Annotated in this window: 22 protein-coding genes; 12 read left to right on the top strand and 10 right to left on the bottom strand. The window is 68.8% G+C overall.

Annotated features, from left to right (window positions below):
* The first annotated feature begins 11 nt into the window (after positions 1-11).
* The 5 genes from ABD355_RS44300 to ABD355_RS44320 all read left to right on the top strand — a co-directional run bounded on the left by ABD355_RS44300 (position 12) and on the right by ABD355_RS44320 (position 7,393).
* Positions 12-3,893, top strand: a complete 3,882-nt coding sequence (locus tag ABD355_RS44300) for a hypothetical protein (RefSeq protein WP_344407121.1) — start codon at positions 12-14, stop codon at positions 3,891-3,893.
* 174 nt (positions 3,894-4,067) lie between these two features.
* A complete protein-coding gene (locus ABD355_RS44305; RefSeq protein WP_344407122.1) occupies positions 4,068-4,898 on the top strand; it encodes a hypothetical protein in 831 nt (276 codons plus the stop codon).
* Positions 4,899-5,555: 657 nt separating this feature from the next.
* On the top strand, positions 5,556-5,690 hold the full coding sequence (locus ABD355_RS44310) for a hypothetical protein (protein ID WP_344407123.1): 135 nt from the start codon (positions 5,556-5,558) through the stop codon (positions 5,688-5,690).
* Positions 5,691-5,743: 53 nt separating this feature from the next.
* On the top strand, positions 5,744-6,811 hold the full coding sequence (locus ABD355_RS44315; RefSeq protein ID WP_344407125.1) for a DUF6292 family protein: 1,068 nt from the start codon (positions 5,744-5,746) through the stop codon (positions 6,809-6,811).
* A 222-nt stretch (positions 6,812-7,033) separates the two neighbouring features.
* On the top strand, positions 7,034-7,393 hold the full coding sequence (locus ABD355_RS44320; RefSeq protein WP_344407127.1) for a WYL domain-containing protein: 360 nt from the start codon (positions 7,034-7,036) through the stop codon (positions 7,391-7,393).
* A gap of 102 nt (positions 7,394-7,495) precedes the next feature.
* Here the strand turns inward: ABD355_RS44320 and ABD355_RS44325 are convergent, their stop codons facing one another.
* Complete coding sequence (locus tag ABD355_RS44325) at positions 7,496-9,190, bottom strand: thiol-activated cytolysin family protein (protein WP_344407128.1); 1,695 nt, start codon at positions 9,188-9,190, stop codon at positions 7,496-7,498.
* Positions 9,191-9,902: 712 nt separating this feature from the next.
* Between ABD355_RS44325 and ABD355_RS44330 the strand changes: the two genes are divergently transcribed.
* The gene (locus tag ABD355_RS44330) at positions 9,903-10,271 is read left to right on the top strand and encodes a hypothetical protein (RefSeq protein WP_344407129.1); all 369 of its coding nucleotides are present in this window, start codon (positions 9,903-9,905) and stop codon (positions 10,269-10,271) included.
* 59 nt (positions 10,272-10,330) lie between these two features.
* On the opposite strand, the gene ABD355_RS44335 is transcribed toward ABD355_RS44330, so the two are convergent.
* From ABD355_RS44335 to ABD355_RS44350, 4 genes are all read right to left on the bottom strand, one after another.
* Positions 10,331-10,822 carry a hypothetical protein gene (locus ABD355_RS44335; RefSeq protein WP_344407131.1) on the bottom strand — a complete coding sequence of 164 codons (492 nt, stop codon included), beginning with the start codon at positions 10,820-10,822 and terminating at the stop codon, positions 10,331-10,333.
* Positions 10,823-11,123: 301 nt separating this feature from the next.
* The gene (locus ABD355_RS44340; protein WP_425585875.1) at positions 11,124-11,561 is read right to left on the bottom strand and encodes a WD40 repeat domain-containing protein; all 438 of its coding nucleotides are present in this window, start codon (positions 11,559-11,561) and stop codon (positions 11,124-11,126) included.
* A complete protein-coding gene (locus ABD355_RS44345) occupies positions 11,489-13,357 on the bottom strand; it encodes a WD40 repeat domain-containing protein (protein WP_344407133.1) in 1,869 nt (622 codons plus the stop codon). The genes ABD355_RS44340 and ABD355_RS44345 overlap by 73 nt, the downstream gene beginning before the upstream one ends.
* 893 nt (positions 13,358-14,250) lie before the next feature.
* Positions 14,251-15,768, bottom strand: a complete 1,518-nt coding sequence (locus ABD355_RS44350) for an SEL1-like repeat protein (RefSeq protein ID WP_344407134.1) — start codon at positions 15,766-15,768, stop codon at positions 14,251-14,253.
* 766 nt (positions 15,769-16,534) lie between these two features.
* On the opposite strand from ABD355_RS44350, the gene ABD355_RS44355 reads away from it, so the two are divergent.
* From ABD355_RS44355 to ABD355_RS44375, 5 genes are all read left to right on the top strand, one after another.
* Positions 16,535-16,705, top strand: a complete 171-nt coding sequence (locus tag ABD355_RS44355; RefSeq protein ID WP_344407136.1) for a hypothetical protein — start codon at positions 16,535-16,537, stop codon at positions 16,703-16,705.
* Positions 16,706-17,249: 544 nt separating this feature from the next.
* Positions 17,250-17,645, top strand: coding sequence for a DUF3846 domain-containing protein (locus tag ABD355_RS44360; protein ID WP_344407137.1), 396 nt, complete (start codon positions 17,250-17,252; stop codon positions 17,643-17,645).
* Positions 17,646-17,723: 78 nt separating this feature from the next.
* Complete coding sequence (locus ABD355_RS44365; RefSeq protein WP_344407138.1) at positions 17,724-17,960, top strand: hypothetical protein; 237 nt, start codon at positions 17,724-17,726, stop codon at positions 17,958-17,960.
* Complete coding sequence (locus ABD355_RS44370) at positions 17,948-18,166, top strand: hypothetical protein (protein ID WP_344407140.1); 219 nt, start codon at positions 17,948-17,950, stop codon at positions 18,164-18,166. The genes ABD355_RS44365 and ABD355_RS44370 overlap by 13 nt, the downstream gene beginning before the upstream one ends.
* 95 nt (positions 18,167-18,261) lie before the next feature.
* On the top strand, positions 18,262-19,467 hold the full coding sequence (locus tag ABD355_RS44375; RefSeq protein ID WP_344407141.1) for a DUF932 domain-containing protein: 1,206 nt from the start codon (positions 18,262-18,264) through the stop codon (positions 19,465-19,467).
* 211 nt (positions 19,468-19,678) lie between these two features.
* Here the strand turns inward: ABD355_RS44375 and ABD355_RS44380 are convergent, their stop codons facing one another.
* Positions 19,679-20,125, bottom strand: a complete 447-nt coding sequence (locus tag ABD355_RS44380) for a hypothetical protein (protein ID WP_344407142.1) — start codon at positions 20,123-20,125, stop codon at positions 19,679-19,681.
* Positions 20,126-20,585: 460 nt separating this feature from the next.
* Between ABD355_RS44380 and ABD355_RS44385 the strand changes: the two genes are divergently transcribed.
* Positions 20,586-21,203, top strand: coding sequence for a hypothetical protein (locus ABD355_RS44385; protein ID WP_344407143.1), 618 nt, complete (start codon positions 20,586-20,588; stop codon positions 21,201-21,203).
* Positions 21,204-21,333: 130 nt separating this feature from the next.
* Here the strand turns inward: ABD355_RS44385 and ABD355_RS44390 are convergent, their stop codons facing one another.
* The 4 genes from ABD355_RS44390 to ABD355_RS44405 form a co-directional block, all read right to left on the bottom strand.
* Positions 21,334-21,813: an NUDIX domain-containing protein gene (locus tag ABD355_RS44390; RefSeq protein WP_344407144.1), complete on the bottom strand. Its 480-nt coding sequence runs from the start codon at positions 21,811-21,813 to the stop codon at positions 21,334-21,336.
* Positions 21,814-22,015: 202 nt separating this feature from the next.
* Positions 22,016-22,279 carry a hypothetical protein gene (locus tag ABD355_RS44395; RefSeq protein WP_344407146.1) on the bottom strand — a complete coding sequence of 88 codons (264 nt, stop codon included), beginning with the start codon at positions 22,277-22,279 and terminating at the stop codon, positions 22,016-22,018.
* A gap of 168 nt (positions 22,280-22,447) precedes the next feature.
* A complete protein-coding gene (locus ABD355_RS44400) occupies positions 22,448-22,783 on the bottom strand; it encodes a WhiB family transcriptional regulator (RefSeq protein WP_344407158.1) in 336 nt (111 codons plus the stop codon).
* 182 nt (positions 22,784-22,965) lie between these two features.
* On the bottom strand, positions 22,966-23,517 hold the full coding sequence (locus tag ABD355_RS44405; protein ID WP_344407148.1) for an RNA polymerase sigma factor: 552 nt from the start codon (positions 23,515-23,517) through the stop codon (positions 22,966-22,968).
* Positions 23,518-23,787: the final 270 nt, after the last annotated feature.

The following is a 23,787-nucleotide window of genomic DNA, read 5'->3' on the forward strand; positions in this document are numbered from 1 at the left end:
GAGAGCTCCGCATGTCGAACGCCATCATGATCACCACTCCCGCCCGCAACGCCATGGAAGGGCACGGTCTTACGGACGCGCAGACGATCCTCGCCTCGGATGCCGACCTGTACCCGAACCTGCAGGGGCGGAGCATGATGCGTCGCGCGGTTGCGTACTCCGTGTACTGCCCCGCGACGGAGCGGTACAGCCTGGTGACGCTTGACGGACGCTGGATCATCCCAGGGCGGGAGGGCTACAAGACGAGGGGGCCGGTGTCGACGTACGCGCGGAAGAACATCGCGGACGTGCGCCCCGACGGGCTTGTGATCCTGGAACCCGTGCGGCACAACGGCCGGTACGCGGTAGCGCGGTTCGGGGGGCGTAAGGCGGGCATCTGCCGTCAGCAGATTCGCTATGCAACGCGCGGAGGGTACGGCTTCGAGTGTTCGTGTGGCGCCGTTCTGAACCCGGACGCCGTGAGCCGTGAGGGATTCACGATCGTTTCCGACGGCCGTTCGGGAACTCACAATGTGGCGTACGCGGTGCGCTCTGAGCACGGGATTGAATGGTCGGCGGACGTGGCCATGACCGCGAACGCACCCGTAGTCGTGGCCACGCCGTTCCCTCCGGCTGCTGAGGTCATCGCGGAAGACCACGCCCGTAAGGCAGCGGACAATGCCGCCGTGACGGAGAATGCGTCCGCTCCGGCGCCTGTCGCGGACGTCGCCACCCCGGACGCTCCGACGGAGACTGAGGCGCCGTTCTGCGCCCCATACAGCGTGGCCGAGTACAACGTCACCCCGGACGTGTCAGCGGTCGGCCGTATCGCCTACGGCGCACCGAAGCCCGTCAAGCGCTGGAAGGTCGTCGACGCGAACGGGCGTGTTGCCTCCAAGGGACATCTGTCGCGGCTCGCAGCGGACACCCGCGCCGACTTCCTGAACGGCGAGTCGGACCACGCGCAGACTCCGGACACGTGCCCGGAAGGCACCCCGGACAATGTCCGTCCCCTGGTCAGTGCGGGGGCGCACAGTCGCGCTTACGTCACGGGTGGGGGCGCGCGACTGAACATCGAGTCGGCGGACGGGCGCGCCAGGTTCACGCTGCACACCGTGCCGGACGAGGCACACCAGGAAGCCCGCGACGGGTTCCACAAGCGCGCACGGGAACTCTCCGTGGAGATCGTCAAGCGTGCCGACGGGCGCCCCATGTTCAAGCCCGCGAAGGTTCAGATGTGGTCGGGCAAGCCCGCACCGCGTAAGGCGTTCGAGCCGAAGGACTACGCCCCGGGGTCCATGCTCGCGTGGATGGTTGACGGGGTGCGGTTTACGGGACAGGTGTGGGCGACCCGTGTGCAGGGTGGCGCCTGGAACGCTGACCAGGGGGAGGCTACGGCCGTCATCGTGGCGACCGTTGACGGCCGTCGGGCACGTCGTGATGAGGCGGTGGCGGTGCCGCTCTACGCGGGGTCGCGTAGGAAGCGGGCATACGCGCACGTGTCCATGCCGTACGGGGTGGCGGACAACGGGGCGGTTCAGCGGTACCTCGCGGACGTGACCGTGATCGCCCCGGAGTGCGCGGCTGACGGATTGTTCGATGTGGTCACCCCGCGCGTGGACGACATGGACGTGTGGGAGAACGAGGGCGGGGCGTTCGTGCGCGAGTACGACGACACCCCGGCGGAAGTTCCGGCGGAGGCTGACACGGCGACCGTGGCACCCGTGGCCGACACCCCGGCGGAGGCTGAGCGGGTAGTAGGCGAGTACTGCCACCGTTGCCAGGAAAAGGGTTTGGTGATCGCTGGCACGTGCCGCCGTTGCGGGCGGGTGGACATCGTGGCCGCGATGACGGCGAACGGTCCGCGCATGTGCCCGGCGGAGGAGAAGGCACGTGCTACCGGGCGCCTGTACTGCCACCGGTGCTTCCGCACCGGGGTGGCGCTGTACGCCTCGACGTACTGGACTGCGGACGGGGAGGGGCACCGGTTCCACATCTGCGCCGACTGCTACACGGCCCACGGGCGCCGTCTGCCCGAGGCGGGCCCGGCGCCGGTCGAGGCTCCGGCCGGTGCCGTCGTCCGGGCCGCGCGGGCAGCGCGCAAGGAGGCGGAGGAGTCGGGCGCGGGTGTCGGCGAGATGCACCGCGCCGCGGAGGCTGCGCGCAAGGCGGTCGCCGTGGCGTACGGGGCGCGTCCGGCGGACGTGCTCAGCGACCCGGGCAGCGTGGACGTGTGGGAGGACGAGGGCGGGGTGTGCGTCGGCGTCGACCGGCCCAGCGCACCGGACGCCGGACGGGGTGCTGTGCCCGCCGGCACCGACCCCTCACCGGAAATGGGTACATGTACCGCTCCGGCCGTCGACGTCACCCCGGTACGCCCCGACGTCGTGAGCGACCCGGGAACCGTCGACACCTGGGATGGCGAGGGCGGCGCCGTCCCCGGCGTGGCCGTACCGGCTGTGCGGCTGACCCGGGGGGAGCGGGTGATCTATGACGGGCCGTCGGGCATCCCCGCGCGCGGCGTCTTCGCGCGTTACTCCACCTACGGGCGGGCGTACATCCTGTGCGACGGCGACCACACTCCCGTGCTCGTCCAAGCCTCGGACCTCACCACCGACCCGGAGCCGCCCACGCACATCGTGCGCGTCTCCGTCTTCTCGGGCGGAGGAACGCCCCGGGCAGGCTATGACCCGCGGCTGGAGGACACGGCCGTTGCCCAGTGCTCGTGCGGCTGGTCTGCATCGGCGACGGGCGGAAACTGGGCTGCCGTCCAGATGTGGGGCCGCGGGCACGTCGAGTCAGCGGACGCGAGCGAGGCTGACCGCCCGGTGGCGGCGGACACCGTGAGCGATCCGGGCATGGTCGACGCGTGGGAGGGGGAGGGAGGCGCCGTGCCCGGGGTCGAGCAGCCGCGTGTCCACCCTTGCCATGGCCAACAGGCGGCAGACGGCGACCCCTACGCCGTCCGTCCGGCTGCGCCCGAGTGGACGCCCGGACCGGACGCGAACAGCCGCATCACTGAACTGACCTGCGCGGGGCGCCAGTACCGCGTCTATCACGCGCCGGACGCGGTACTGCCCTACACCGTGCGCTACACCCTCGGCGGCGCCGACGTCGACCTGGGCGGGTGGGTCGGCCTGGACGACGTGTACGCGATCGTCCGGGCCGACCGGCGTCGCAGCGCCGCCCTGGAAGCGGAGCGGCGCCGAGTGGAGCAGCGACGGCGGCGCGCGGCCTACCGGTTGCAGGGCGAGCGGCGGCAGGCCCCTGTCCGGCTGACCGAGGAAGACCGCCTGGGCATTGCCCGTCGTGCGGAGGAGAAGCACCGTCCCGTGGCCGCGGAACTCTACGTCTCGCCGGTCACGGGGAACGCGGTGCTGGCCTTCGTATGCGGGACGTGCGCCACCACACACGAGAACCCCGGCTGGCGGCCGCAGACCATCGGCGGGAGTTACCGCACCCCGCTGTCCGTCGAACGGGCCACCCTCACCGCCCTGGTGGAAAAGCGCGGCTGGACGGTCACCGGAGCCTGGACGGGCCGCGGCACCCGCGGGGACACCATGCGCGCCCGAATCGCCCCGACCGAGGCCTACCTCGCATGGGTGGAGGCGGCCCACGGCCCGGGCCCGGCCACGCCCGAGGTGGAGGCGGGGGAGCGCATCACCCGCGCCCAGCGGGGATGGTGGGACGTGATCAGCAAGGAAGGCCACCGCTACGAACTCACCTGGCGGCCGACCCTGACCGGCCCGGTGTGGAGCGTGCGCCACCGCACCGCCGACGGATTTCAAACGGTTGCCAGGACCGGCCTGGCCGGCACCGTCTTGATGGGGATGCGCGTGGACTCCGCCGAGCCCGGCGCCCAGGCCTCGGACGAAGGCCTCCCCGAACCGGTACATGTACCGCTCGCGAGCTGACAGGCCGGTCCTCCTGGCCCCGCCCCAGGCGGGGGCCAGGGCTCGCCGGCCGACGCCCGGGCCATGGGCCCCGCATACGGCCGGGCCGGAGGCGGCAGACCGTTGGGGATGCGGAACGAGCACCCGGAGAAACGGAGTTGACCACGGGGCGGCGTTGATTGGTACATGTACCGGATGAGTGCGCGCATCAAGTGGCAGGACATCATCGACCGGGCCCGCGACATCGTCGACGGCTACGACGGCGGCGTCACCGTACGACAGGTCATGTACCGGCTGGTCGCCGAAGGACTCTTGCCGAACACCGCACCGACCTACCGCAGGTTGTCCTCCCGGCTCGCCCAGGCCCGCCGCGACGGGCTGTTCCCGGACCTCGTCGACACGATCCGCGAAGTCCACGTCCCGCCAGCCTGGCCGGACGCGGCCGCGTTCATGGCGGACATGCCCGAGTGGTTCCGCCTGGACCGCACCCGCGGGCAGGAGTGGGCGCTGTACGTGGCGGCCGAGAAAGACACGCTGCGCCAGCTGCTGACCGGGTGGCTCGCCGAGTACGGCATCCCCGTCCTGGTGGTGAGAGGCTTCGGCAGCCAGAGCTATGCCGATGTCGTGCGTGACCGTGCGCGCAGCGATCCCCGGCCGGCGGCACTGATCTACCTCGGTGACTTCGACGCCAGCGGGTCCGACATCGAACGCGACTGGGTGGAGCGCACCGACTGCTGGGAACGGGTGGAGCGGGTGCTGCTGACGGACGGCCAGGTCCGCGAGTACCAGCTGCCGCCGGCGGAAGGGAAGAGGGACGATCCTCGCTGGCCCGGGTTCGCCCGCCGCTACGGCTTCGACCTCGACCGTCCCGTCCAGTGGGAGGTCGAGGCACTGGAACCGGCCGAACTCAAGCGCCTGGTGATGGAGGCCGTCGACGGCTACATCGACCGAGAGATCCTCGCCGAGGTCATGGCCGAGGAAGAGCAGCAGCGCACCCAGCTCGCCACCCTCCTCGGCCGGCAGTAGAACGGCTGAACGAGCGCACGGACTCGGCCACCTGGAAGAGTCGGTGCGGCGAAAACCGCGCCGGACGGGGCCCGGGCTGCGACACTGGTCCTGCCCCGTCGTTCCCCCGTCGGCGGGGCACCCACGCTGCAGGGACAGTCGGCCGGCCGCGGACAAAGAAAGCGGCCGGCGCCCAATCCGCCGAAGCGGGTGGCAAGGGCACCGGCCAACCGAAGACACACACCGCTCAGGACAGGAAGTGACCCGCACGGGTTGCGCCGTCCTTCGAGTGTAGCGGCGCGACAGGCCCAAGGAACGCCTCCTTGCCCGCCATGACGTAAGTCCGGTAACTTTCTTTCGTTGGGTGTGTTGTGGCAAGCGCACCCGGCCCGAAGTCATCAGCGTCGTCAAGGAGTTCCTCCATGCTGCACCCCGCGCGATCGCGTGCCGCGTTATGCGGCGCGCGGAGACAACCGGCTCTGTGCCCATGGAGTCCCTGCTCCGTGTCGCTCGTCCCGTCATCTGCGTGGTCGGGGCCTTCGTCCTGCTGGTCCGTGCGAAGGCGTACCTCGAGGCCGGCGCTGCCGCGCCGGCCTCGAGGTACGCCACGATCGAGTCCTGGAGGACCTCGGCGCGAGCCTTGCTGGCGACCCGGTCTGCCGACTCCTGGATGAGCCCGTGCTGTTCGAGGCCCGGCAGGAAGCCCAGGACGCGCGGACCAACACCGCCCAGGACCGATACCGCACCGCCGTCCGCACTCTCGAAACCCAGTGGCGTGCCACCGCCGCCGGCACCCCCGCCCCCACGGCCTAACCCGCCTCGCAACGCCGACGCCGGCGCCCTGCACAACCGACCAGGAGAGAGCGATGATCCGCGCCGGACGCCGGAAGTACGCCCAGAACAGCGAAGAGCTCGCGGCCGCCATGGGCGTGACGATCGGCACCTTCCGCAACAAGCAGCCCTACGCCGACGAGGACTTCCCGCCCCTGATCAGCTCCGACGGGGCGCGGGTGAAACTGTGGGACAGCGAGCAGACCGCCGCCTACCTGGCCGGCCGTCCCGTCCCCGAACTGCCGCAGGAGGATGACGAGCAGGACCTCCTCGACCGTAACGAGGCCGCCGCCGAGCTGGGCGTCAGCCCCAAGACCTGGGACAAGAACTACAAGACGCACCCGCAGATCGCCCCCCACCTCGTCACGGTCAAGGGCGTGGAGCACTGCCCCCGCGGCATCGTGCAGGCCTTCCGCACCGGCAAGGACGCTGGCGCAGACGCCGGACCCAAGGGCCGCCCCAAGGGCAGCGGGGACATGGTGCCGCGCGACGAGATCGCCGCCAGGGTCGGCGACTTGCTCGACGAGGACCCGGCGGTGACCCTCGCAACGGTCCAGGAGCGCGTCGGCCTGTCCTACGCCGCGGCCGCGCGTGCCCTGCCCCGGCTGCGCGGGGAGCGGATCGCCGACCTGCTGCAGATCGAACCGGACCTGACCCCCGAGGAGGCCGCCACCCGTCTCGGCTACCCGACCTCGGTGCAGCGCACCGCCGTTGCCAGCGCCGCCACGGAGCTGCGCGCCCGGCAGGTCCAGCCTTACCTGCAGCGCGTCGCTGACGTCCTGGTCGGCGCGGGCCTGGCTGCGGCACAGGACGTTCAGGTGCAGCGCCTGGAGGGCGATGTGCTCGCCGCGGCCGTGGCGCTGAGCGGATCCGGCGCGCCCGCCCTCGTGTGGGACGAGCGCTACGGCTGGCGCACTGCTGTCAGCAAGCGGCACCCGATCGGCAAGGAGACCGGTACCCCGCCGGAGGGGGACGGCATCCGCTACCTCAGCGAGCACCAGCAGCCCGAACCCGCCGAGCTGCTGGCCGCGCTCACCGACGGCCGGCGCGGCACCAGGCATCCCAAGACCGTCCACCTGGCCGGAGGCACCCTGCAGGGCTGAACTCCGTCGGCGAGGAAACGCGCGACACAACCTTGGCCAGCGGCCCGGACACCGTCTCGGTGTTCGGGCCGCTTCGCGTCGCCGGTGTCGGTTGACATGCCAATTCGCCTGGAAAACAGGCGTGTTCCCCTCCCGTGTGTGATGTTAATGCGGTATCTTTGTCTTGTGGGTTTCGTGGCAGAGCCCACCACCGAAGGCAGACATATCCCCAGGGAGACTTTCGTGCTGGACACGATGAAGAACACCGCCCACCAGTCGCTCACCGACACCCTCACTGACCTCGGGCGTGCCTTGGACGAGCAGCGTGCCGTCGCCATCGCGTACGCCGATGCGGACGAGGCCCCCTCCATCCGCACCATCGAGATCCAGGACATCGTCACCGGCGGCGACGACGGCGCCGTCTTCGTGCAGTCCATGGACCGCCTGAGCGGGGGCTTCCGAGGCTTCCGGGCCGACCGCATCCAGATCTACATCACCCTCGACGAGGCGTACGTCCTCGACGCCCCTGCCCTCCCGGTCTCGGTGCGCTTCACCGCCCGCACCGAAGAGGAGTTCGTGGCCCTGGAGCTGGAGCGCGACTGACCGCACGCGGCACGCCGCCCGATGCCGGGCCCGCCGTTCGGGCCCGGCACCGCGGCCGCCGCCACGGTCTCCGTCACTCGCGCACCACGACTCCCCTTCTAGCTAGACCATGGGCCAGTCGTCCCCGGACGGCTGCAGCATCGTCAGGGTGTAAGAGACATCACCGCTGAGCGCAATGTCAGGTTGCTCGCAATAGCTCTTGCTGTTGATCGTCCTGCGCTGTCGGAACATTTCAGGGTTCACCGGGACCCGAACTGTCAACTTGTGGCCAGAGATGTCGAGTTGCTCCTCAAAACCATTTTCGAACGGGTTGGAGCCGAAGTCCCTGGTCCATGTCTTTTTGAGGTTGCCTCTAATCCCGATCTCCATGCCCAATGCGATAGTCCGGCCTTCGAAGCTGGTGGCATCGAGCTGGAACGTGAAGGCGAGGGGCGAGCGGCTGACCTTGGTGAACTGGGTCGTCTCCGACATACTGGCGATGGACGCGTCGGCCAGGGACTTGAGGGTGTAGGAGATCGGCACACACTGGTTCATCTTCAGGTCACCGCTGAAATAGGACTTCAGCGAATTATCCCTGATCAGGGCCATGATGTCCTTGTTCGGACCGCCGCGTGCGATGATGCTGACCTCGGACGTATCCAGGATCTGCTGCAACTTCGCTTTCAGCTCGGCCGACCCGCTGAACGCGCCCCCGTCGTATCCCATACGAAGCGCGGCCTTGGCGTCCAGGGTGCTGGAGTTGCTGTGAAACGCGAAGATCAGACTCCGTCCGTAGGACACGCCGGAGATCCACAGCGGCGGGTTTCCCTGATCGATGTACTGCGGCTGGTATTCGCTGAGTCTCTTGTTCGTCAGTGCCGGCGTGAACCACTGGTCCGGCAGGCCGTTATTGTCGCAGGTGACCGTGAAAGCCCGCTGGATGAAGAGCGCGTAGATTGTTGTGCTCTTGTCTTCCTTCTTGAACTCTCCACTGGCTTCGCTCTTGAACCCCATGTAGCTCGCTGAGGCGTTCATCTCCAGCAACGCCGAGCGGGCGGAGGACGCTTCACTCATACGGTAAAACGTTGTCTCCGGGGTGGCGTCCCTATCCCCTGTCATGGCGCGGATCGCGTCGCCGACAAGTGAGCCGCTCGGGTTTTCCACCAGCTGGGACTTGATGTTTCCTCCCAGTGAGGTGATTCCGATGCGGATAGGTTTGCGTTCCTTGATCGCACATTCGGTGAGGCCGCCCTCCACGGCTGCGGCCCCCTGGACCAGAGCGCCGGGCCACAGGATGTCCGCGTTCGGGTCGCGCGTCATGATGATCTCAGGGGTTTTGGTCATGTCGTAGCGCTGCGTTTTTGTGACCACGTAGCCGGACTCGGCCTTCTCGGTCGACTTCGCTTCAGGGCCATGCGGTTCAATCTTGTCCGGGTCATGAGGGGCGATGGAGCGCCAGCCGGCAAGCTGCTTGACGTACGCGTTCATGTCTGCGGGCTCACTGTCGGGAGCCATGGGAGAAGGGCTGATTTCGAGTTGTGTGATCTCCTCACCGCCGGAGACAGCGACGACGCGGTAGCTCGTCGCGCCGTTCACCGACTCCGGCGGGATCACGAAGGTGATGTCCTCGGTGATTCCCAGGGGCGTTGCCGCCCCGTCGCCGTCGAGTGCGGTGACCTCGTAACGGTCCGCTCCAGGGACGAGCCACCACGACAGACCCACCTCACCGTCATCGAGAAGGCGGTAGGGTGCGAGTTCGGTCTGTTCGCTGAGTGCGTGCTTGCGGTGCGTGCCGCGCTCGTCCGGTCCGCTAGTCATTGAGAGGCGCTCCCGTCTGATCGCGCTGCTGTCAGGAGCCCGAAGCAGCAGCGACGGTCATCCTTCTTGCTACGGATCCCTGATCGTTTTGGTGGCTTCCACCCTGTGCCAGGCAGTAGATGTGGATCTAGGGCCGTCCGGGGGATCCACGAGGGCGTTGGACGGATGCCGCGGCATCGGCGAGCAGCGCTCTCGCCTCGCCCGTCTGGCCACAGCCGCAGACCCACTCCACCTCGCCCGGGCCTTCGTACCTGGCCCGGCACCGGCATAGCCCGGTCAGCTGCCGGGCGTCCTGATCTCTGCCACTCCCCCCGGAGAGCGGGTGTCCCGGCGCTGCCCGCTCTCGTGACGGGCCTGGATCGGTTCGTGACTTCGCTCGAGCACGGCTCGTTTGACGAGTGGTGCCGCCTTCATTGCGCTGTGACGGTGCCCGGTCGAGTGTCGCGTCAGCCCACGTCTGGTGCGAACGGGTAGGCCCTAGACGCGCGGCGTCATTCGCAGCGCCTCGGCCACACAGAAGTGCCGGGTCGTGGGACCGGCCGGAGACGGATCCATCATGACCGACTCGTATCCGCGCAGGCGTTCCCAGCGGCGTAGCGAGCTCCCCCGCGGACCCCAACAGACGGAAGGCCTACAGCAGATCCGCGATGCTCTGCTGCCTGCCTCCGCGGCACGCACCGTGCCGCCTGCTCCTCGGCCTGCGATGCAAGGAGTGCCGCCGGAACTGCTGGCACTCGTCACCTACCACTGCCGGCAGATCAACGCCTACCTCGCCCGCGCCCAGAGCCTGGGCACCCTGCATGAGGACGGTATGGGCGAGTGGCAGCGCCTGGTCCTGTACGCCCTGACCGACGCCCTCGCCCACAACCATCTTCTGGTCGGCACGATCGCCGCCTACCTCCAGCGCCAGGACCTCGACGGCGACCTTCTGCGCCGCTACCTGCAGTCCCCCCATCCCGACCGCTACGTCACCCGCGAGGCCGTCGATCATCTCGACGGTCTGACGGGCGCCGTACCCGAGAGAGGCGCCGAGCCGACCTGGACCGCGGTCGGCCGATGGATCGCCAGGGACGCTCACTGACATCCGGCGGAGGAGTGAAGCCAGCCGCGAGCCCCCGCTGGGCGCGCCGGCTGGGCGGCTCACCCTTCGGGCACATGCGGGCAGGTATCACGTTGCTGGTAGTTGCCTGGCACACCCGTGCCCACCGCCGCCCAGGGACGGGAGTCCCGGAAATGGCCGCCCAGGGTGTGCCAGGACAGACCGGGGTGCTCAAGGCGCAGCGCCTCCAGGCCTGCGGCGCCAAGCCCGCACCGCTGGTACTTCTCCATCGTGTACGGCTGCTCGACCCACCCGAGCCCGCAGGCGGCGCAGACGGTGTAGTCGACGGCGAAGGCGACATCGCCGGAGAGGTTCGCCGCCCGCTCCCTCCAGCCGGGCCGCTCCGAGGAGGGAGTATCCTGCCAGGGCGCATCGAGTCGGGTGACCGTCCAGCCGGTGGGCTGCCGGCCCCATCTGCCGCCGCTGATCGCGCGTAAGAACCGTTGCCAGGGCGTGCCGTCCGCCGCCCACGCCACGTTCCGGGCCTGCGCGGCCAGTGCCCGCGCAGCGTCCCGCTCCTCAACCTCTGTCATGCCGTCCACCCTGCGCAGACTGCCCACACCCTCAACTCCCGCCCGGTGGCTCGGAGTCCATGTCCGTCGACCGGGCCAGCGCCGTGACGCCCCTTGCCCTGGCGGGCTACTTGGAGTGTCTAACCATGCCTCCTCGGGCGGGTGATTGTGGAGGGGCGTTTTGGCCCGGGGCGGCCCCGCACCCGGGCTTACCATGGCCCGGCAGCCCCGAAGGACCCGCCCCCGCCGCCCCCGGCTCCTCCAGGCTTCGGCCTCGCCCCCGGTCATCTCCCTGGCCTGCGGTGCGCGGCGGCTCACAGATCTAGGCGATCAGCAAGACCTCATCGCCGGTGGCCACAGCAAGCACGGAAGAATCCGGCGAGAATGCCGGCGAATGGGCAGGGCTGCTTTTGCTGCGAAGTGTGGCGAGCCGTACACGGGTCGCCGGGTCCCACAGCTGGATGCCGTCTTCGCCGTTGGTGGCGAGGAGCCGGCCGTCCGGTGAGAAAACGGCTGACTGAAACGGCCCATCCTCGTCTGGCAGTTGGCCTCCCAGCCAGGCACGAGCGGCATCCCATACATGGATGCCCATTTCGCCGGCGGCGACGAGGAGCCGGCCGTCCGGGGAGAAGGCCACCGCCTCGACCAATCCGATGTCGCTGCGAAGCGATGCGTGCGGGAAACGGCTCACAGGGTCCCACAGCTGGACACCGTCTTGCCCGCATGTGGCGAGCTGCTGCCCGTCGGGCGAGAAGGCCACCAGTTCGTGAGGAAACCCGAATGCACCGAAGGATTGCCGAGCGGGGCGCTGGCTCGTACATCCCACATTTGCACGTGGTTGTCGTCGCCGATGGCGAGGTGCTGTCCATCCGGTGAGAAGGCCACCGCTCGGACGAGTCCATGATTGCCATTGAGGTACGGGCCACGGTCGGTGTCGCCGGCCGAGGGCGAGAGGCGGACGCCGTAGTCGTCAGCGATGGCGAGGTGTTTTCCGTCCGGTGAGAAGGCCACCACGCGAGCGGGTCCGTGATGATGAAGCCGGGGGGACAGCGCGGCTCGGGTGACTGGGTCCCACAGCTGCACAGTTCCGTCCGATGCGCCTGTGGCGAGACGCCCGTCCGGCGCGAACGCAGTGGCAAGGACGGGGCTGTCGTGTTTTAGCCGGGCTCCGAGCTCGACGGGTTGACCGCGGTGCATGCCGTACAGCGCCGCCCGGGCAGCAAGAGGCAGAGCAACGCTCGGCACCGGAGGGGCCGCTGGCTGCGTCCAGAGCCGGATGCTTCCGTCCCTGTGACCGGTGGCGAGTAGCCCATCCGGTGAGAACACCGATGCAGTGACGGGTGGGACGGCGGCGCCGGGGAACGGGTCGTCCAATGCCTTGCCGGTTTCCAAGTCCCACACCCGTCCGAGCCCGTTTTCGTCTCTTGTGACAAGCAGTACCCCGTCCGGCGAAAACGCCAGGCCGCGGACGGGTTCGTCTGGCGTGAGACCGACGACCAGGCGTTCCCCGTGTTGGGTACGGGTCTCCAGATCCCATTGCCGGATGCTTCCGTCTCTATGGCCGGTGGCGAGCAGTCCGTCCGGTGAGAACGCCACCGCGGTGACGGACGGGAAGGAGAATGACACGTCGAGCGCCTCACGGGTTTCCAAGTCCCACACCCGTGCGAGCCCGCGGTAGCCCTCAGCTGTGGCGAGGAGCCGGCCGTCCGGTGAGAACGCACCGCATGTAGCCCCGCCGTCCTTGTCGCCGATGAGGAATGCGGTGACTTGGAAGTGGGTTTCGGGATCCCATTCCCGGAGGACTCTTCCGTCGCACAGGGTGCGAAGCTGTCCTTCCGGTGAGAACGCTATCGCTACGGCTCCGTCACGAGCTCCTTCAAGAGGCCTGCCTGGACCGGTGGCGGTTTTCGGGGCCCACAGCTGTATGACCTGGTCCGGGCCTACAGCAGCAACCCAGCCGTCCGGCGAGAGTGCCAGCGCCGCAACATCCTTACGGCCATCGGTAGAGAGGGCGTCGAGATTGAACGGGCGCCTGATGGAGACGAAGGGGGTATCGCGGGACTGCCGCCGTCCCGCTGGCGGTTCTGCCTCTTTTCCCACCGAGGAGGGTGACGGGTTTCGAGCTTGTTCCTCGCTGTTGGGCAACGTGGATGCGGAGGCCTCGCCGTCCTCCGCTGGTCCTGCTGATGGCGCCGCGGCGAGTTGCCTGCGGGCGGCGGTACGCAGGGCGTCGATGTTGTACCAGCGCGTACGCCATGGTTCCAGGATCGGGTTATCGCGCGTCGGTGCGCTGCTTTCCTCGCCGTCCTGGTAGGACAGCATGGTTCGGACCAACCACATGAGCTTGTCCAGGGCGAGGTACTGGCGTCCGCCGAACACATTGCTCATGGTCGCCTTGGAACTTGAGCACTGTTCGCCGAACAGTTTCGTGCCTCGGGCGCGCAGGCGGTCGTAAGAAGGAACACCGCGGCGTCGCTTCAGGTCTGTGAGGGCCTCTCCCATCTCACGGAGTGCCGTCTGGTAACTGGCGTTGCTGTCCGCCTTGTTCTGGGTCATGCCCACCCCCGCCTCGCGTCATCGGCAGCAGATTACGTGCGCGGGCAGTGAACGGCACCGAACTCCTCCGAACAGCACCGAACACGGTGGATGCAGTCCCGCGCCGTTCAGTGTTTGGTCGGAGTTCGCCAGACCTGTTTGACCCGTGCTGGTCAGGGCCACGACTGGCGACAGTCTGGGGCCGTGAACCTGATGCCGCCGGTGAATCCCGGCTCCACAGGCGACTCCCCAACCGAGCCGCCCTTCTTGTCATTGCACGCCGCTGTTGTCCTGCTGACGGCTCTCGTCATCGGGCTCGTCATCGGCGGGTTGACTGCGCTCACGGGTGTCCCCGTGGCAACCGCGGTGCTTGCTGGCGTGACAGGCGCCGGCTCGAGCGTTCCAGTCCTGCGCTCGCTCATTAGCCGGGGGCTGTAGCGGGCTGTTGGTAGCACGCCCCCGTCACCCACGGCGAGCACCAGCGCGCCCCAGGTGGTGACCGTCGATCTCGACCTCGATGCCGAAGGACTCGACCCCCCTGGCAGCGGGGCGCCCGAGGTCGAGCTGACCGGCTGATCCGCGCACGCCGTGCCGGGCGCGACTTCTCCCATACCCGGGGGTGGCGGGGAGCCTCGCAGCGCCTGGTAGAGGGTGCTGGTGCCGGCCTTGCGGGGTTCAGCGGGGCAATGGGGGTGCAGCAGTTGTGCGGGTGCGTGAGAGCGGGCGTAGCGTCTGCTCTCTCCCGGCCGGGGCGCGCCGATGTGCGTGTCGGCCAGTGGTGGGGTCCGTTCCGCGCGCCGTACCGCCGCCCCGCGCGTCCGGCTGGCTGCTCCGTGCCAGCCCGGAGCTAGAGGTAGTCGTCCCACCAGCCGTGCCGGGGACAGCGTGATCCCCCAGTGCAGGACGCGGCTCGGTCACCGCCAGTCGTGCGTGGGCGTACCATCCGGGTCCAGGCCATGAGGCCATAGTCTTTTCAGGAGGTCGAACTCTCTAAGGCCACCCTGGTCGGCGGCCTGCCGGGCGAGGGTTTCGGCGCCCTTTCGGTCTCCGGCCTCCTCCCGCATCACGGCCAGGCGGTAGAGGACGAGGGGGTTGCCGCGGTCGGCGGCCTGCCGGGCGAGGGTTTCGGCGCCCTTTCGGTCTCCGGCCTCCTCCCGCATCACGGCCAAGCGGTGCAGGGCGCGGGTGTTGCTGCGGTCGGCGGCCTGTTGGGCGAAGGTTTCGGCGCCCTGCCGGTCCCCAGCCCTTTCCCGGCGCAAGGCTCCTCTGTAGAGCTCGGAGGGGCGGTCGCTGCTGCCGGCCTGTGAGATCACGGCGTCGACGCCTTCCGTGTCCCAAGGATTGAGCCAGATGAAGTCCTGGCCGACGTAGAAACCGTTGCCGACCCACTCGTCCCACATGACATACGACGAGCTGGTATTTCCGTAGTCGGCGGCGCGGTATCGGAGGTGGTGGGCCCATTGGAGGCGGTGGCGCCTGCCAGCGGCATCTGCGACAGCCACCAGTTCGTCGGGGTGTGTGAGGTGGGTGTGTGCGGCGTGCCAGAAGCTGGTGGGTGGGCAGAGCAGTCGCCGTTGGTGGCGGCCGTGTTGGTCGAGGTAGTCGACGAGTCGGTAGGCCGGTTGTGGGGGTGTGGCCGGTGATGAGCCTGGGGTTGTGGGGGTGATGCGGTGGCGGACGCGGCGGAGGGGAGCGAGGTTTCCGTGGACCGGTCTGCTGAGCTCTTCGAGGGCCTGGTCGAGCCAATCGTCGGAAAGGGCGTCGTGGTCGTTGTTATCGAGGTAGCTCTCGACGGCCTGTTTGAGGAATGGAAGGGGCAGGTGGGGGCCTACGCCGAGGCGGCGGGCGTCCATGGCTGCGTCCAGTAACGCGCGTGCGGCCGGCGAGCTGATTTCGTAACGGTGCAGCAGTTCCGGTGCTCCCGCCAGATACTGCGTCAGGCGTCCGTCATGGGCGCGTTTCAGAGCCTGTGCGAGCTGGCGGTCGCCCGCGGCCGCCAGAGTCCGAGTGGCTGCAGTGGCTGCCGCGTCGAAGCTGTCAGGCAGGGAAATTCGGCATCCGGCCAGGAGCTTCCGTGCCTGCGGGTGGCGGTCCTCCGTGCCCGGCTGGGGGAGGGCGCTATAGCCCCGGGCATATACGGGCCACAGGGTGCCCAGGACCAGAACCGGACCTCGTACCGGGTCAGTGAGCAGAGAGCGCAGTGCAGCGGCGATGCGCTCGCCGATTCCTTGGCCGGCGCCGAGGTAGAGCTGGGTCTCGTCCAGCCATACCACCGTGCGGGGAGGAACGTGGGCGAGGGCAGTGAGGGCTGCCTCAGAGTATGTGGGATCGACGGGATGCCACAGTCGCCACCTCGCGGGTGCAAGTGGCTGCACTGCCTCCCAGCAGGCGCGGGTCTTGCCTGTTGAGGAGGAGCCCACCAGGACTGCCATGCTGCTGTGCCCCCGTACGGCAGCAGTAACGAGAGCGGCTAGCTCTGCATCATGAGCACGGCACACGTACCCCGGCAGTGGCGCCGCTGGGGCATGCGATCTGCCCTGTCGGCCGTCTCCTGCGCGGCTGGGGACATCGACGGCAGGGTGGACTCCAAGTACCAGTGGGTCCCAGTCCTCGATCGATTGCCCGAATGACCGTGATGCGGTGGTGGGCGGCTTGGTAGCGGGCGTTGGTCGGCGGGCTTGTTCCCAGAGTTGTTTCCACCAGGCTTGTTGCGCGGCGCGTTTTGGGCCGGCGGCTGGAAGACCCGCCCAGTCGAGGAGTATCTCGACGAGGTGCCACAGGCACAGGAACTCGCGTGGGGGGCGGCCTTTGGTGAACCAGTCGCTCACGGTGGAGGTTGTCAGGATAGGGAGTTGGCGCTGGGTGCAGGTGTGGTTGGCCTGCAGTGTGGCTTGCCTGCGGGAGCGTTTCGGGTCGCCGGTGCCGTAGCCTGCCCGTGCTTCTAGGTCTTGCAACTCCTGGGCGAGTGCGGCCCGGCCTGGGTGGTCGATGGGTGTTTCGGCATTCATGCGCCCTGCTTCCCCCCTCGGGACGCTGTCCGGTCGGTCCGGTTGCCGCGCTTCCGGACGTGCCCCTCACCAGCAGGATGCCTCAGAGGCGTCCGGCGTGTCCGGATAGTGCGGACACCTGCGGAGCTGGCGCGCTGTGGTGGGGCTGGTCCTGCTGCTGGAGCGGGCGCGGCTGATAGGGAGAACGCCGATGGATTCCGTACTTGTCTGGCCGCTGGCGGTTGTGGCCAGCATGACCGTCGTCGCGGTGGCCGCAGTGCTTCTCGCCCGGTTTGCGCTGCGGGGTACTGCGTCGGAGCATCGTGCGGCGGTGTTGGGTGCGGTCGCCGACGTCGTACGCGCCGTCCGCGGCCGACGCTGACGGGCTGATTCCCGCGTGCCGTTTCGGGCGTGACCTCGCACCCGGGGCGGCAGGGAAATCCTCGCGGCGCCCACGGGGAGGCCGCAGGTGCCGGCCTCGCGGCCTCCCAGGAGGCAGCCGGGCAAGGGCGCAGCAGTCGTCCAGGCGCGGTGGAGCGGGGTGCAGCATGAGTTCTCGCTCGGCCGGGGCGCGCCGCCTTGCCGTGTGTCCGGCTGGCCGCACAGCGCCCGCTCGGACCGCGCGCTGTGCGCGCTGACGCGCTGTGGGTTGCGGCAGGCGGTCCCAGTGCGCTCCGCGCCTTGCTCCCTCGCTTCGCGCTGCCGAATCCCTTGCCCGCGACGCTGCGCGCCACGGGCCCCGACACGCCCCGCGACGTGCCCCGGCCAGGCGCCTCAAAACCCGCTCTGGGCAGGCGAAATACCCCAAAGAAAGATCGTGCCACTCCTGCAAAGTCTGATGCTAGTGCGGTATATTTGTCTTGTTGGCCGGTCCTGTGGCAAGGCCCCAACACCGAAGACTCACACCCCAGTTCAGGAAGGCATCTATGTCTCTGATCACCACCACCGCCAGCGATGACCAGCGCTTCGCCCTGATCATCCAGCCCAGCGGCATCTTCCGCCTGCTGGCCTGGCTCCCCGTCAGCAACCCACGCCACGCGCTGTGCTGCGACACCGCCCGCCCGGTCGACCTCACCACCACCCTGACCCTGTGGGTCGACGAGGACGCCGCAGCGTACGGCGAGAAGCCCAACAAGGCGGCCCACGGCCTCATCGGGCTCTACCGGCCCACCCCGCTGCCGTACATCGGCGACGTCGTCCTCACCGGCACCCCCGACGCCGACGGCAACGCCGCCGGACTCAGCCACCCCCAGGCCCTCGCCCTGATCGACCTCTACCTGGACATGGCCACGGTCGGCCTCATGCCCCGTCCCTGCTCCTGATCACAGGTCACGCGCTGGCCCCCGCCCCTCGTCCGGGGGCCAGCCACCCCGAGCAATTCAGCAGAGAGGGAACAGCCAATGCAGAACCCAGCTGTTCAGACTTTCACCGTCATCGGCCTGCGCTCGGACGTCGACATGAGCGACCTATTCATCGCTGGAGTAATCCCCGGACCCGTCGCCGACGAAGTCGTAATTCTCAAAACCAGCGAAGAGGAATTCACCCGCTGGGCAATGGAATTCGACGCCCCCGACGCGGATTCCGCAGCCGATCAGGCCTACGCCTACTGCCAAGAAGAGGACCCATGTTCCTGGTGACCACTGACACCCGGCTCGGCGCCCTCGTCGTCGCCCCGGAGTGCGCCGACGACCTCGACGACGAGACCCGCGCCGCCATCGAGGGCGCGGCCTTCACCTGGCAGCCGGGCATCGAAGCCTTCACCCAGCCCGGCCAGGACCGACAGACGGCCGCCCGCATGGCCATGCGGCTGGCCCGCCTCGGACACGACGTGCTGGCCGTCTGACCAGCCGGCACCCATCCACCCCGGAAGCGGGGGAGTGGCATCCCCGCCTCCGGGACCGACCGAAGTCACACCGACGAAGTCCCAAGGAGTACACCGTGACCATCACCGACGTGAACACCGCCTTCGCCGACGAGAAGGCCCGACAGATCGACGCCGCGCGCAACCGTGAGCGCACCTTCCAGGCCCGCATCGACCGGGGCGAAATCCGCCTGCTCGGCAGCGACCAGTACGAGGTTCTGACCGGCTGGGACCGGGGCGAAGTGTTCACCCTCTCCCGCAACGCCGAAGGTGAGATCGACGCGATCCTCGCGAACCACGGCCTCGACGAGCGCGCGGACGGCACGATCGCCCTGTACGCATCGTCTCCGGCCTGGCACGGACTGGGCCAGATCATCCCCGGCGGAACCACAGACATCGACACCGTGCTCCGCGAAGGCGGGCTCGACTTCACCGTCACCACCGTCCCCGCCCTGTACCAGTGGGACGGCGAACTGCGCGAACACGCCGACCAGTTCCACACCATCCGCGAAGACACCGGCGCCGCGCTCGGCGCCGTCGGCCGCCGCTATCAGCCGATCCAGAACCGGCAGGGCTTCGAGTTCCTCCAGGAACTCGTGGGGCGCTTCGACGTGGTCTGGGAGTCCGCCGGTGTGATCCGGGGCGGGCGCCGCGTGTTCATCTCGATCAGGCTCCCCGAGTCCGTCACCGTCGACGCCGAGGGCATCAACGACGTCGTCGTCCCGTACGTCGCCGTGATGAACGACCACAGCGGGCAAGGGCAGTTCCAGTGCGTTGTAACGCCCTGGCGGCCGGTCTGCGCCAACACCGAGCGCTTCGCCGTGCGCGACGCGGTCTCACGCTGGGCGGTGCGCCACACGGCCGGAGCCACGAACCAGATCAAGGAAGCCCGCCGAACCCTCGGCCTGTCCGTCCAGTACTTCGACCACTTCGCCGCCGAGGAGACGGCACTGGCCCGCACGGACATCGCCATCGACGACTTCCACAAGGCCATCGCTGACCTGTGGCCCCTCGACGACGACGCTTCCAAGCGGACTCGCACCAACCACGCCGTACGACTCAGCGCCCTCGACGAGGTGTTCGCCACCGAGACCGAACGGGTCGGCCGCACCGCCTACGCCGCAGAGCGCGCCATCACCGGCTACCTCGACCACGTCGCCCCCCGCCGCCCCGGCCAGAGCATGACCGAGGAGATCGCCCGCGCAACCGCCGCCCTCGAAGGCTCCGACGACGACATGAAGTCCAAGGCCCACAAGCGGCTGATGCTGCTGCCCCGGGGCTGATCCAGAGCGGCCGGGCCTACCGAGGCCCGGCCATCCACCGCAGGACCCGCAGCGCGGGCGGCCCTGGTCGAGGCCGGCCGCGCAGCGGGGCTCGACGCAACGCGGGCGCGTCTGCGCTGGTGTCCAACGCCTCGATCGGTCGGCCCTACCCAAGCGGCCGGGCCCTCCGGCGCCCGTCCGTGCACTGCGCCGCCGCTGCTGGGCGGGGTGGTTAGGTGGGTGTGCTGTTTTCGAGGTAGGGGCGCCAGCCCATCGTGGGGTGCGTCATCGGCACGGTGCGTACTGCTGACATGCCGGAGTTGTCCCAGTCGATCTCCTGCCCCTTGTAGTCCTTTTCCGGCCACACGTCCTGTGGGATTACGGGCTCGGCTTCGCCGTCGCTCCTGATGATCCAGGCGACGACGGGGATTGACCACACTGCTTCCGGAGACTCTTTCTCTTGTGTCAGGCACCATTCTTGGACCCATTGGCCGCCAGGAATCACGTCTCTGGTGCGGGGGCACTGGGTGAGGCCTGCGAAGCCTTCGATGGTGTGCGCGTTGACGAGACGGTCCCCTTGGACAACCTGAGGATGCCCTTCCGGATCCCATGACTCCACGACTCGGCGTGCCTTATTCCGGTAGAGCGCTGCGTAGCCGGTCGGGCTGATGGCCTGCATACCCCTCCCTCTCTCGTGCTCCTGCCGTTCATCGGCAGGGAGTCGACAGACTCTCCATGCCCAGCCCGTCATGGTCGCCAACGCGCAGCGAGAACGCAGGTGGGCACGACGGCCGACGGCCTCGGTGTCGCACTGGCCCCGGAGGGCTTGGTCAGTGCCATTGAAGAAGCCTCTGATCACCGAGCTATCGGCGCGACGCTCTCACCGGCCAGTCGTTGAGCTTGCATGACTGACGCACTGGAGAACGTCGCCAACAACCTGCACTTGAGCTCCTCGCCACGAGCGTCACCCGGGACGCAGTGAATACCCTCCCCGCAACATGCCGATCTGGAGGCCGCGATGGCGCCAACTCCGGGCCGCTGGCATGAGGAGCGTCCCTTTTGTCGAGCCTTGAGGATGAGGTAAGCGGGGGCAGTCGCTGCTCTGGTCAGGAGACTCCAGCTCCGGGAGCATGGCCCTCATGGCGGACAGCGCGGCCCTCTACGGGCTGGTCGGGGCGCTCGGCGGAGCCTTGCTAGGAGCAGGTGCCGCAATCACGGCACCGCTCCTCCAACACAAGGACGAAAAACGCACACGCCGGCTTGCTCGGGACACGGCGGAGCTTGACCGCCTCATCGCCTTGCGCAGCACCACGCGCGCGGCTCTGACGCTCCGGTCGGAGGCCGTTCGCACGATGGAGAACGGGCAACCGCTCAACGTCGAAGAGCTCCTCACTGCTCTGGATTCGACATGGACGGATGCGACACGAGCGGCGGACGCCGCCGCAGCCGACGGGCTGTACTTTGCGATGTCACCGACCACAGTCGACGCCAGGTGGCCGCAGCGGCAGGACGGGCAACCTGAACGAAAGGCAGGCCGAAGGATGGACGGCCTGCGTGAGATCGACCGGGAAATCCGCTTCGTGGCACAGCAGTACGAGCAGCGCGAGACCCTGGAGCCCGACGCCATCGACTACTTGAACAACCAAATCGAAGACTTGACCCGCCAGATACGGGAGCTCGAGCAGTGGCGTGCCGAACTTCTGGGAGAGCTCCTGGACCGCATGGACGTTCTGAGGGATCGGGCGCGCCCAGACTGACGATTGCCGCGATCCAAGGTTTCCGCACAGGCATTCGGGGGCCCGGCCTGCACTGCGTTCGAAGCCCCCGGCAGGGGGCGTGCGGTTGGCGGTCATCCGCTGCGCCCCCGCTCCTGCTGAGCGGGGGTGTTCAGGTGGGGTTGCCGTTTTCGAGGTAGGCGGTGGTGCCCTGCGCGCGCGCCTGGGCGCTGGCGTGGACGCGGCGGGTGAGTAGGGGGATGAGCCGCCGGTCGATCTCGTCGAGGGGTACGTAGGCGTAGGCGCGGAGTTCGTCAGGCTGGAGCTGGATCGCGGCGTGTTGCTCGGCGGTGAGGTGGCCTCCGTTGAAGAAGAAGACGATGCCTTCGCTGCGGTCGGGGCGGGGCGGGGTCCAGTCGACGCCGAGGAGGCGGCCAGGCTCGAGATCGAGGCCGAGCTCTTCCTTCAGCTCACGGCGAGCGCCGGCGCGGGGTGCTTCATCGGGTTCGACGGCTCCGCCGGGGATTTCCCAGGGAGTTTTGTAGATGGGGTCGACGAGCAGGACGCGGTCGTGTTCGTCGAAGAAGAGGATGCCGGCGGCGACGCGTTTGCGCGGCAGGGCCAGGTCGTATTCGGCGGCAGTGGTGGTCACATGCGGAGGCTAGCGGGCGGCGCCGTTGATGCGACGCCGGAGCTGGCGGAGGGGCCGGCCAGGGCGTCCGCGTTCTTCGCAGAGTTCGGTACCTGGCTGGGGCATTGATCCCAGCGGTGTGAGCAGCAGTCGACAGGCGACGCGTACTGAGTGCGGACGGCGGTCGCCATGACCGGCGCGACGTCGTCGACGACACGGTACGTCAACCGCAGCGACCGGGTGGGGAGGGGCAGGCGGGTGCCGGGGCGACGGCGGGTGTCTGGGCGGGGCTGGGTGGTATGGAGGTGAGTCCGAGGCTTACGAGGACGGCTGCGACGGCCGCGGCTGCCGTGATCGCCATGTACAGGTCCCCGCGCGGGGGGATGTCGCTGCTGCGCCGTTTGGTGTCGAGGTAGACGGCGATAGCGGCGAGCGCCGACACCATGAGGGTGAGCAGAAGGCCGGGGGTGATGGCGAGCTCGGTCATCGCAGTCGTTCCTCACGGGGGTCGGTAGCGTGTGGGGGCAGGGGTGCCGGGCTTTGACCGGCGGCCTTCTGGTCGGGTGTGTGGCGGCAGGTCGGAGCGGCCCGGCCGCGTGGAACGCCGGGCTTGCGGAGGTGGCTCGCGGGCGCGGCAGGGCGCCGCGCCCGCCTTCTACATGGCCTGGTCGAAGATGGCGGTGAGGTCCTCGTCCTCGGTCGGCAGGCTTCCCGCGCCGCGCTCGTACTCCCCGCGCGCGGTCTCCAGCATCCGGCGCCAGGAGGTCACGGTCGGGCGGCGGCGCAGCAGTGCGCGCCGCTCGCGTTCGGTCATGCCTCCCCAGACGCCGAACTCGATCCGATTGTCCAGGGCGTCCCCCAGACATTCGGTCCGCACCGGGCACCCCTGGCAGACGGCCTTCGCCGTGTTCTGCGCGGCGCCCTGGACGAACCGCTCGTCCGGGTCAGTGGTGCGGCAGGCTGCCTGGCTGCTCCAGTCGGTGACCCACATCCAGACGGACAAACGCGTGGGCGGGGGCGCGGCGTCGGCCGGGGCCTGGGTGGCGCAGGCGTCGGCGGTGGCTGCTTCACCGCTGGCATCGTCCTCCAGCCGGGCACGGCCGGTGGCCGTGTCGTAGCCGGCGTACTCCTCGTTCAGGGCAGCACGGGCTGCCTGTGCCAGCTCGTCGATGTTCATGCGTGCTGCTCCTTTCCGCGGCGGGAGGGGGACGGGCGGTAGTTCGCCAGGTGTTCCGCCAGCCGCTGCCGTCCGGCGGCCAGGTGCGAGGACACCGTGGAACGCTTGATGCCGAGGTAGAAGCAGATCTGTGTGGGCGACAGGTCCAAGAAGAGGTGGAGGCGCAGGCAGTCGGCCTGCTGCGGCGCCAGCCGTTCCAGCGCCTTCTCCACATCGAGGCGGCAGATCAGTTCGCTGATGCCCCCGTCCGTGGCCGGCCGCTCGTCCATGGCCGTCAGCGGCAGGGCCCTGGGCCTGCGGTCCGCTGCCCGGAAGTGGTCCACCAGCACGTCCCGCAGGACCTTGAAGCCGAACGCCGGCCGGTTGTCCGCCGACAGAAACAACTCCCCGGCCCGGTACAGCTGCAGGAAGGTCCGGCTGACCACGTCTTCGGCCTCGTCACGGGTGATGCCGCGGCTGCGCGCGTACTTCAGGAACACCACGCGGTGAACGTCGTGGAAGTCCACCAGCCCCTGCGGAAGAAACCCCAGCCTCACGCCGGTGTCCATCGCGGGTATCACAGACAGCGCCCAGGGACAGGTGCGGCAGTCGGGCTCAGGATCCGTGCGACGGCAGACCGGCTGGGAGCAGACAGGCTCGGAGGTGATCGTCATCCTGTACCCCACCTCCCGCTCTGTACTTCTGCCCGTTGGTTGCGCATCCGGCCCCTCCCGCGATCCTTCGCCAGCGCACTGCTCTACACAAGGGATGCCGCCGGCGGGCCCCAAAGCGTCCAGTGGTCCGGCAAGATTTTTCCGGCGACTTCCGCAGCGCTCTGC

It is taken from the genome of Streptomyces longisporus (genome assembly GCF_039532765.1).
In the GTDB taxonomy this organism is placed as follows: domain Bacteria; phylum Actinomycetota; class Actinomycetes; order Streptomycetales; family Streptomycetaceae; genus Streptomyces; species Streptomyces longisporus.